The organism is Noviherbaspirillum sp. ST9, from assembly GCF_048799745.1.
Taxonomy (GTDB): Bacteria; Pseudomonadota; Gammaproteobacteria; order Burkholderiales; family Burkholderiaceae_D; genus Noviherbaspirillum.
The window spans coordinates 1-969 of record NZ_JBLWFR010000036.1; the positions used below are offsets into that span (position 1 = coordinate 1).

1 protein-coding gene and 1 pseudogene are annotated in these 969 nt (G+C 39.4%); both read right to left on the reverse strand.

The window, feature by feature from the left end:
- On the reverse strand, positions 1 to 390 hold a 390-nt coding region (locus ACNOHI_RS24575), incomplete at its 3' end, for a UpxY family transcription antiterminator (RefSeq protein ID WP_420477356.1).
- A gap of 174 nt (positions 391 to 564) precedes the next feature.
- A pseudogene (locus ACNOHI_RS24580) lies at positions 565 to 969 on the reverse strand (hypothetical protein); the annotation flags it as partial.

Genomic DNA, 969 nt, shown 5'->3' on the forward strand with positions numbered 1-969 from the left:
GCTTATGACCCTGATCTTGTCGCCCTTGTGAATCCGCTCTGAAGTTACTTCAATACTATGATCACCAGCAACCATGAATATCTTTAGATTTTCAATTTGATAATCGGGGATAGGAGCCGGTGTACCTTCGAATGATATGTAACGCAAGGCTCCGGGGATGACCAGCACATCATATTGCTCCCTGAAGCTCACTCGCACCAGTACATAGCCCGGGAGAAAAGGTTCCTCTACAATCTTCATCCGTTCGCTCCATCTCTTTTGTTCCATGACTAACGGCAGATAGGCTTCTATACCTTTCCTCGTTGATTCGGTATGTACCTTCTTTTCAGTTCTTGATTCAGTATACACCGCGTACCATTTGTAAAGAGGATCGCTGTTTAGATAGCTCATAAAAGGTTAATACTGAAAATAATACCAGGCTTAATACAGCTACGCTACCTGACTCACATGTCAATATGAGCACTTATAGCATGTTCAGTTCGTTTTAATAATCAGGATTATGTTACCATAAGCCTGTAAATCATATATGTGATCAATCACACAGTTAATCCATTATTATCAGGATTATTCCTGTTCTTTTAACTGTTTTTTTATTCTCAGGAACTTAAGAACACTATCGGGTAAGTTGTCTGCTTCATCTTCCTTGCCATAGCCATTATATCCTCCATAGCTGTTATACCCGTAGCCATACCCATATCCGTAGCCATACCCATATCCATATGTGTTTTGTCGTTTGGCATCATTTAACACCAAAAACGGATTCCTTAGTTTTTTACTCTCATAAATGTCCCTGATAATCCCGAGTTGATTTTTCTGCGTATAATTATACCTTACCATATAAATACTCATATCAGAATATTTAGCAAGAGAGAAAGTGTCAGCAACCAACCCCACTGGCGAAGTATCGATAATGACATAATCAAACATAGATTCCAACGTAGTTATTATGCCCAGTGCTTCGTTGAACTG